This window comes from Mesorhizobium sp. M1D.F.Ca.ET.231.01.1.1, assembly GCF_003999155.2.
Classification (GTDB): domain Bacteria; phylum Pseudomonadota; class Alphaproteobacteria; order Rhizobiales; family Rhizobiaceae; genus Mesorhizobium.
The window spans coordinates 1-435 of sequence record NZ_RZOZ02000063.1 but is presented as its reverse complement, the minus strand read 5'-3'; the positions used below and the strand labels follow the sequence as shown (position 1 = coordinate 435).

At 63.0% G+C, this 435-nt stretch carries 1 protein-coding gene; it reads right to left on the bottom strand.

Annotated features, from left to right (window positions below; all coding sequences use genetic code 11):
• Positions 1-189 precede the first annotated feature (189 nt).
• The coding region (locus tag EN874_RS32265) for a transposase (RefSeq protein WP_145971767.1) at positions 190-435 on the bottom strand (246 nt) is incomplete at its 5' end.

Below are 435 nucleotides of genomic sequence, written 5' to 3'. Positions count from 1 at the left end.
CGCATATCTTGCCACGCCGGAGATTAGCGAAAGTCCGCGTGACATCTGATCTCCCCCCAAGTGGGCCTGTTGCACAGTCATCGCGACCTAGCGCGCGGAGCGGTTTGGCCGTGAGGTCTCGCTCTGTTTTGGCTCTTGGGGTGGAGTTTGAGGGTGGCGATGCGGCCTTAGGCCGGATGCTGGACGCACCTATGGCGTGATGGCGGCCCATCGGCGCATGTTGAAGGCGATCGCTGCCATCGTCACTTGGGCTGCGGCCTTGGCCAGTCCGACATAGCGGATCGTGGTCAGCTTCATGCGGTTCTTGAGCGTCGCGAAAGTGGTCTCCACCGCCGCTCGCCGTCTCGCGATCAGGCGATTGTAGCGCTTGAGCCGCTCGGGCAACGGATGGTGCTTGTTGGGCCGGCGGGCAATGCGAACCTTCTTGCCTTCGGC